The following is an 8151-nucleotide window of genomic DNA, read 5'->3' as shown; positions in this document are numbered from 1 at the left end:
CGCCACGCTGCCGATCGGCGCCAACGGCCAGATCGGCGCCGGCGCGCCGGTGACGTTCCCCAACGGCTACATCGGCAACCCGGAAGTATGGGAACGCCATGTCCGCATCAGCCAGACATTTGCCTATACCGGCTTCCAGCAACACCAGTTGCATAGCGGTGTCGGTTTTAACTACGACAGCCTGTTCCGGGCCAGGGTCAGCCAAAACTTCGGCATAGACCCGACTACCGGCGCGTCGATTCCGACGTTGCCCGGCATACCGCTGACCGACGTCTCCGGCACCTCGTCCACCTTTATTCCGGAAGTGGACCGTAAAGTGGCCTATCTGTTTTTACAGGACCAATGGAATTTCACCAACGACTGGACCTTGACGGCCGGGGCCCGTTACGACCGCTATTCGGATTTCGGCAACACCTTCAACCCGCGCGCGGCGCTGATTTGGGAAGCCGGTTACGACCTCACCGCCAAATTGATGTACGGCTCGGCCTTCCGGGCGCCGTCGTTCCAGGAAATGTATATCATCAACAACCCTGCCCAGCTCGGCAATCCGTCCTTGCAACCGGAAACCATGGAAAACATCGAGTTGGGCTTCGACTACCGCCCGACAGACAGGCTGAGGCTGGGGCTGAATTTCTTCGGTTATTGGTGGAAGCAAATGATCCGTTTCGTTCCGGACAGCAACGCCACCACTTCGACGGCGCAAAACACCGGCACCCAGCAAGGTTACGGCACCGAGCTGGAAACCGAATGGCAGGCGTTGGATACGCTGAAACTGATCGGCAATTACGCCTATCAGCGCAGCCGCGACGAAGCTTCGGACCGCGACTCGGGCTACGCGCCCCATCACCAGATTTACCTGCGCGCCCAGTGGGAGTTTTTGCCGGACTGGAGTTTCAGCCCGCAAGCCAAATGGATAGTCGGCCGCGACCGCGGCTTCGGCGACACACGCCAGCCGGTAGCCGACTATACTTGGGTCGATTTGACCCTGCGCCGGCACAATATACTCGAACACGTCGAAATCGCCTTTTCGGTGCGGAATTTGTTCGATGTCAGCGCCCGGGAACCCAGCTTGGCGGGCAACCCGCAAGCCGCTATCCCCAACGATTTGCCGCTGGCATCCCGCAATTTTTACGGCGAGGTCAATATTAAATTTTAGCCATGCCGCTAGCAGCGGTATTACGCTTATATCGAATTACCCAGGAGTCATTTTGTTCTGTCGAGTCTTTTTTTCGCGCTGGCTGGCGTTGTGGTTGTTGCTGTTCTGCGGCATTGCGCGCGCGCAAACGCCCGCCGTCGCCATCGTTTATCCGGAAGTCCGCGAACCTTTCCTGTCCGTTTTCCAGGAAATTGCCCGCGGCATGGAGCAGGAACTGGGCAAGCCGGTCGGGCATTATTTGTTGAACGAAGGCGATACCGCCGACCGGTTAATCGACACCTTAAAAAACGACCGCATCGATGTGGTCGTCACCCTGGGCCGGGCCGGCCTGGCGGTCGCAAAGCCGCTGTCCGCCGTGTTTCCGGTGGTGATCGGCGCCACCATCATCCATCCGAACGAAGTACCGCAGGGCCTGACCGGCATTAGTTTGACGCCGGCCCCGGAGGCCATGTTCGACCATTTGAAAAAGCTGGTGCCGGACATCAAAAAAATTACGGTCATTTACGATCCGCGCCAAACCGCCTGGGAAATCGACCATGCCGAACAAGCCGCCCGGGAACGCGGCTTACAGCTGATTGCCCAGCCCACCGAAAGCCTGCGCAATTCATCGGAATTATTCCGGCAAATTTTGCTGGAAGTAAAAGACAATTCCATCGCCCTGTGGCTGCCGCGCGAAAACGCCGCCATGGACGAACAATCGCTGCTGCCGGAAGTGCTGCGGGAAGCCTGGGAGAAAAACTTCGTGGTGTTCTCCAGTAACCTGGAACACGTCCGCAAGGGCGCGCTGTTTTCGCTATATCCGGACAATTTCGGCATGGGCCGCAGTCTGGCCAATCTGGCTCTGCAACAAGTACAGTCCAACGGTAAATTCGAATCGGTGAAATTACTGCGGGATTTGCTGGTCGCGGTCAATTTGCGCACCGCCGAACACTTGGGCCTGCGTTTTTCCAATCAGACTCGGCGCGAATTCGCCATGGTTTTCCCCTCCCGTTAAATCCCGATGAAGTTTCCCAGCCTGCCCCGCTTCAAGGGCGCCAGTTTCCAGCAACAATTAACGGTGACATTCCTGTTCGGCTTGCTGGTCATGTCGCTGCTGTCATCGATCGGCATATCCGCGCTGTCCTACCAAATCGTGCGCGATAAATGGATAGCGCAAGGCCGGCAATCGACCGAGGCCTTTGCCGCCCAAAGCGCGCTGGCCCTGCTGTACGGCAGCCAGGAAAACGCCGAGGAACCGGCCCGGCGTTTTTTGGCGTTTCCGGATGTGCGCGGCGTGGCGGTTTACAATATCGACCGCCGGCCTTTGCTGGAACGCGGCGAATCCTTGTCGGCGGCGGGTGGCGGCGAGTCGCCATGGCCGGATTCCGCGCCGATAACCCGGGAAACCGGCCAAGCTTGGTATTTTACCGCCCCGGTATTCGCCCGTAGCGGCACCGAACAGGAAAGTTCGCCGTTCGAAGCCCGGACTCCCGCCCCGGAATTGATCGGTTACGTGCGCTTGGGAATCGGCAAGCAATCGCTGAACATCATGCAAAAACAAATTCTCTGGACCACCCTGACGGTTTCCAGCGGCTCCGCGCTGTTGTTTTTATTGTATTTGCTGGCCATGTCGCGGCGCTTGACCTCGCCCATCAAACAACTGGCGCACCGCATGGGCCAAGCATCGGCGGGCGAAAAAAAGGTGCGCGCCAAATTAACCGGGCCGCGGGATATTACAGACATGGGCGCCGCCTTCAACACCATGATGGAGGTGCTGGAAACCCGGGAAAAGCAGCTGGAAACCGCCCGCGACGCCGCCCTGGACTCGGCGCGGATGAAAGGCGAATTCGCCGCCACGGTCAGCCACGAGCTGCGTACCCCGCTGAACGCGGTGCTGGGCATGCTGGAACTTTTACAGGACATGGGCCTGACCCCCAAACAACTGGAATATTCCATCATCGCCCGCAATGCCGGCGAAGCCTTGCTGAAACTGATCGAGGACATTCTGGATTTTTCCCGCATCGAAGCCGGCATGCTAAAACGCCAGCCGGTCGATTTCGTGCTTTACGAAACCCTGGACGAAGTCGTCGAACTGATGTCGGCCCAGGCGCAACGCAAAAACCTGCAGCTGGACTACGACATCGTCGACGATATTCCGCTGGTCTTGAACGGCGAAGCCTCCAGAGTGCGGCAGGTGCTGATCAACCTGGTCGGCAACGCCCTCAAGTTCACCGAACAGGGCTCCATTTACATCAAGGTAAACGCCGAAAAATCGGACAACGACTCAACCGTGCTGCGCTTTAACGTTATCGATACCGGCATGGGCATACCCGCCGCCGCGCAAGCCGGCATATTCGAAGCCTTCGTACAGGCCGACGGCTCGTCTACCCGCCATTACGAAGGCGCCGGACTGGGCCTGGCAATCTGCCGGCAATTGGTCAAACTGATGGGCGGCCAGATAGGCGTGGACAGCCAGCCCGGCCAGGGCAGCTGCTTTTGGTTTACGGTACCTTTCGGCCCGCCCTGCGGCAGCCGGCTGCTGTCGGATTCGCGGCAGGCTTATTTCGCGCATTTACGCATTCTGATCGTCACCGAAAACGATAAAATGCGGCAATTTCTGGCCCACAGCCTGGACCATTGGCATATTCACCACAGCCATTCCAGTTACGGCATCCGCGCGGTCGACATGCTGCGTTCCGCCAGCGAACAGGACGCGGCCTACCAATTTGCGATTATCGACCTTAAAGATGCCGGCGATACCGACTGGATAGACTTGATTGCTCACGATCCGGCCTTGACCGGGCTGAAAATCATCCTGCTGTCCAATCCGGGCTCTAGCGTCAGGCTGACAAAGTTGCCGAATGTGGCGGCTAATCTGACCAAACCGATACAAGCCTCCAGGCTGTACGATTTTATTTTGACGGTCGGCCAGAATTACCAGGGGCAGGCCCCGGCCGTACCCGCGGAAACCCCGCGCCAGGAGGCTTTGGGATACCGCATCTTGATCGTCGAAGATAACAGGGCCAGCCAGATGGTGGCGGCCGGCATGCTGGATAGGCTCGGTTGCTGTTACGAAATTGCCGCTTCGGGCGTTGAAGCGCTGGAATGGCTGCAACGCAAAAGCTTCGACTTGGTGCTGATGGATTGCCACATGCCCAACATGGACGGTTTCGAAGCCACCCGGCGCATCCGCCTATTGGATGGGCCTGCCGGCCGGCTGCCTATTGTGGCGATGACCGCCAATGCCCGCCAGGGCGACAACGATTTGTGCCTGACGGCCGGCATGGACGACTATCTGTCCAAACCCATCAAGCTGAATCCGTTGCGCGACAAGTTGCTGAACAGGCTGGACCAGCGCTCGAAACCGCCTGAAACCGGCCTGTTACCCGTCGAAACCCAATCCCTGGAGACACTGGACGAACGGGTGTTGAACCAGCTGCGCGAGGAAATCGGCCAGGGTTTCGCCAAAATGCTGGGGTTTTATCTGGAAGACGCGCCGCGGCAAATCGAGCAAATCGGCCAGGCGCTGGCGGCGGACGATTATCCGGGATTGGCCGAACTAGCCCACAGCCTGAAAGGCGCCAGCCGTAATCTGGGCGCGGAAAAACTGGCCGCCATCGCCCGCCAACTGGAAGAACAGGCCGGCCAACGGCGCATCGAAGGCGGCGAGGCGCTGCTAGCGCGGCTTGGCGAAGAATACCGACTCATCGAACAATTGCTGCAACGGGAAAGCGGCGCGGGCGATGACGACGCCCCCATCGAACCCTTCGGCCCCCGGATCCTGGTGGCCGACGACGACAGAGCGATGCGGTTCGCCTTGCAGGACGTACTGGAAAAAGACGGTTATGTGGTCGATGTGGCCAGTACCGGCCATATGGCGGTGACGCTTTGCCAGCGCAACATGGCCGACTTGATTTTAATGGACGCGATGATGCCGGAAATGAACGGTTTCGAAGCCTGCAAAAAAATCCGGGCGCTGCCGAAAGGCGACGAAGTGCCGATTCTAATGATTACCGCCCTGGAAGACGAGCACTCGGTCGAGCTGGCCTTTTCCACCGGCGCCAACGACTACATCCCCAAACCCATTCATTTCGCGGTATTGCGCAAACGCATCGCCCTGCTGTTGGAGGCCAGCCACAGCCAACGCACCCTGAACCGTTTGGCCTATCACGATCCGTTGACCAATCTGGCCAACCGCGCCCAATTCATGGACAGGTTGAATACGGTCATCGACAGTACCGGCAACCAAAAGCATATGCATGCGGTGCTGTTTTTGGATTTAGACCGCTTCAAGCTAACCAACGACACCATGGGCCACGACGTCGGCGACCAAATGTTGAAGGCGGCCGCGGAACGCATTCAAGGCTGCGTGCGCAAGGAAGACCTGGTCTCGCGCTTCGGCGGCGACGAATTTACCTTGCTGTTGGAAAAAATCGACGGTCCGCTGATCGCGGCGGCGGTGGCCGATAAAATCTGCCGAAACATCGCCATGCCGTTTGTGCTGATGGAGCAGGAGTTTTATATCAGCGCCAGCATCGGCATCTCGTTGTACCCGGCCGACGGCACCGACAGCGGCTTGCTGATCAAGCATGCCGATACCGCCATGTACCGCGCCAAGGAACAAGGCAACACCTACTGTTTTTACGAAGACAGCATGGAATTCGCGGTATCCTCCAAGCTGCGGCTGGAGAGCGATTTGCGCCGCGCCCTCAAGCGCGAGGAGTTTTACCTGCATTACCAGCCGCAAATCGATTTGGCCAGCGGCCGCATCGTCGGCGCCGAAGCGCTGATACGCTGGCGGCACCCCGAACTCGGCCAGATCCCGCCCGACGTATTCATTCCGGTTGCCGAGGAAATCGGTTTGATCGAAGCGATCGGCGCCTGGGTATTGCGCGTGGCCTGCCGGCAAAACCACGCCTGGCAGCAAGCCGGCTTCGCGCCGTTCATCATGGCGGTCAATGTCTCGGCCCGACAATTGGACCAGGAGCATTTCGCCGCCCAAGTCATCGATATCGTCGCCGCAACCGGTTTGGCGCCGGCATATCTGGAACTGGAATTAACCGAGAGCCTGTTCATCCGCCACCCGGAACAGAAACGCGCGGTACTGGCAAAATTGAAGGAAGCCGGCATGCAAATCTCGATCGACGATTTCGGCACCGGCTACTCCAGCCTGGATCAACTGAAACAATTCGAATTCGACAAGCTGAAGATAGACAAGTCGTTCGTCGCCAACATCATGCACGACGCGGACGACGCCGCCATCGTACTGGCCATTATTTCCATCGCCAAAATTTTGAAATTCAAAGTCATTGCCGAAGGCGTGGAAACCGAACAACAGGCGCAATACCTATTAGAACACGATTGCGGCGAAGCTCAGGGCTATCTGTTCGGCAAGCCAATGACGGCGGCGGATTTTACCGAACTACTGGAAGCCGCCCGCCGCTCGCGGACGGAAAACGGCTAATCCGCGCTGTCGATCGGGTTGCGGGGTGGCGAGGATGCTCCTTTAAGCGTTCTCGCCTCCGCGCAATTCCAATGTCCCTTCGCCATTTCACGCCTGAACAAGCCCGGCTTTCGCCTTTACCCGCCCCGGGCCGGCCGCAAAATTTGCCGCATACTGTAAGGAAGCTTGCCGAATAACGACAGACAGGTTCATCCTACCCGGCGGATGAACCTAATGAACGGAGCAAACATGAAAAAAACCATCGCGGCCGCAGTCTTGTTATTTGTCGTTTTAGCCTTGTGGCTCTACATTGAGCCCAAGTTCGATTCGCCCGCCACCGAAGCTACCGCAAACCCCGCCGAAAAACTGGTGCTGACCGGCTCCAGCACGGTGGCACCCTTGGCGGCGGAAATTGGCAAGCGCTTCGAATCGCGGCATCCCAACGTCCGTATCGACGTACAAACCGGCGGCTCCTCCCGCGGCGTCAACGATGCGCGGGCGGGTTTGGCCGACATAGGCATGGCGTCGCGGGCGCTGAATGCCGATGAAGCCGAGTTGAAAAGTTTTACCATTGCCCTGGACGGCATCGGCATCATCGTTAACGCGGCCAACCCGCTGACCGCGCTGGACAAACAACAAATCATCGACATTTTTACCGGCAAAATCGCTAACTGGAAGGAACTCGGCGGCAACGACGCACCGATTACCGTCGTCAACAAAGCCGAAGGCCGTTCCACGCTGGAATTGTTTTTACATTATTTCGACTTGAAAAATACCGACATCAAAGCCCAAGTCGTGATAGGCGACAATCAGCAAGGCATCAAAACCGTGGCCGGCAACCCGGATGCCGTCGGCTATGTCTCGGTCGGCGCCGCCGAATACGAAGCCGGCCATGCGGCCGCCATTAAATTGCTGCCGCTGGACGGCATCGCAGCCTCGGTGGAAAATGTCCGCAACGGCAGTTTCCCGCTGTCCAGACCGTTGAATCTAGTGACCAAAACCGAACCCGCTGGCGTTGCCAAAACCTTCATCGATTTTGCAAGTTCGGCTGACGTCAACGACCTTATCGAAGCGCAATATTTTGTCCCCGTCTCGCGCTGACCAACGGCTGGCTTGGCTGGCTTGGCTGCTGGGCGGCTGCGCGCTGCTGGCGGCGCTGGTCGCGGTATTGATTTTAGGCTTTTTGCTGAACGAATCCTGGCCGGTTCTGCGGCATGTGGCATTAAGGCATTTTTTCGCCGATGCTTCCTGGCATCCGACTCAGGGTTTATATAACCTCATGCCCATGCTGGCGGCGACGCTGCTGTCCAGCCTGGGCGCCTTATTATTGGCCGGCCCTTTGGGCATCGCCTCCGGGCTGTTCATGCAATATTACGCGCCGCCGCGGCTGGCCGGCGTTTACCGGCGGTTGATCGAGCTGCTGGCCGGCATTCCCTCGGTGGTATACGGTTTTTGGGGTTTGGTTACCTTGGCGCCGCTGGTCGGCCGGCTGCATCCGCCCGGCGTCAGCCTGCTGACAGCCATCTTGGTATTGGCGCTGATGATATTGCCTACCGTGGCGTTGATTGCCGAT

General features: G+C 58.4%; 5 protein-coding genes. All 5 read left to right on the top strand.

Going from position 1 to position 8151, the window contains the following annotated elements:
• Positions 1-1156, top strand: a 1156-nt coding sequence (locus NP596_RS18255) for a TonB-dependent receptor plug domain-containing protein (protein ID WP_256616833.1), incomplete at its 5' end; no start/stop codon positions are given.
• A 52-nt stretch (positions 1157-1208) separates the two neighbouring features.
• Positions 1209-2150 (top strand): ABC transporter substrate-binding protein, encoded by a 942-nt coding sequence (locus NP596_RS18250; protein WP_256616832.1) that lies wholly within the window; start codon positions 1209-1211, stop codon positions 2148-2150.
• Positions 2151-2156: 6 nt separating this feature from the next.
• Positions 2157-6599, top strand: a complete 4443-nt coding sequence (locus NP596_RS18245) for an EAL domain-containing protein (RefSeq protein WP_256616831.1) — start codon at positions 2157-2159, stop codon at positions 6597-6599.
• A gap of 228 nt (positions 6600-6827) precedes the next feature.
• Positions 6828-7679 carry a phosphate ABC transporter substrate-binding protein gene (locus tag NP596_RS18240; protein WP_256616830.1) on the top strand — a complete coding sequence of 284 codons (852 nt, stop codon included), beginning with the start codon at positions 6828-6830 and terminating at the stop codon, positions 7677-7679.
• A partial coding sequence (locus tag NP596_RS18235) for a PstC family ABC transporter permease (protein WP_371927974.1) occupies positions 7660-8151 on the top strand: 492 nt, incomplete at its 3' end. The genes NP596_RS18240 and NP596_RS18235, both read left to right, overlap by 20 nt.

Source organism: Methylomonas rivi, from assembly GCF_024505165.1.
GTDB lineage: Bacteria > Pseudomonadota > Gammaproteobacteria > Methylococcales > Methylomonadaceae > Methylomonas > Methylomonas rivi.
The sequence above is the reverse complement of the archived record's forward strand: the minus strand, read 5'-3'. Positions and strand labels throughout refer to the sequence as shown.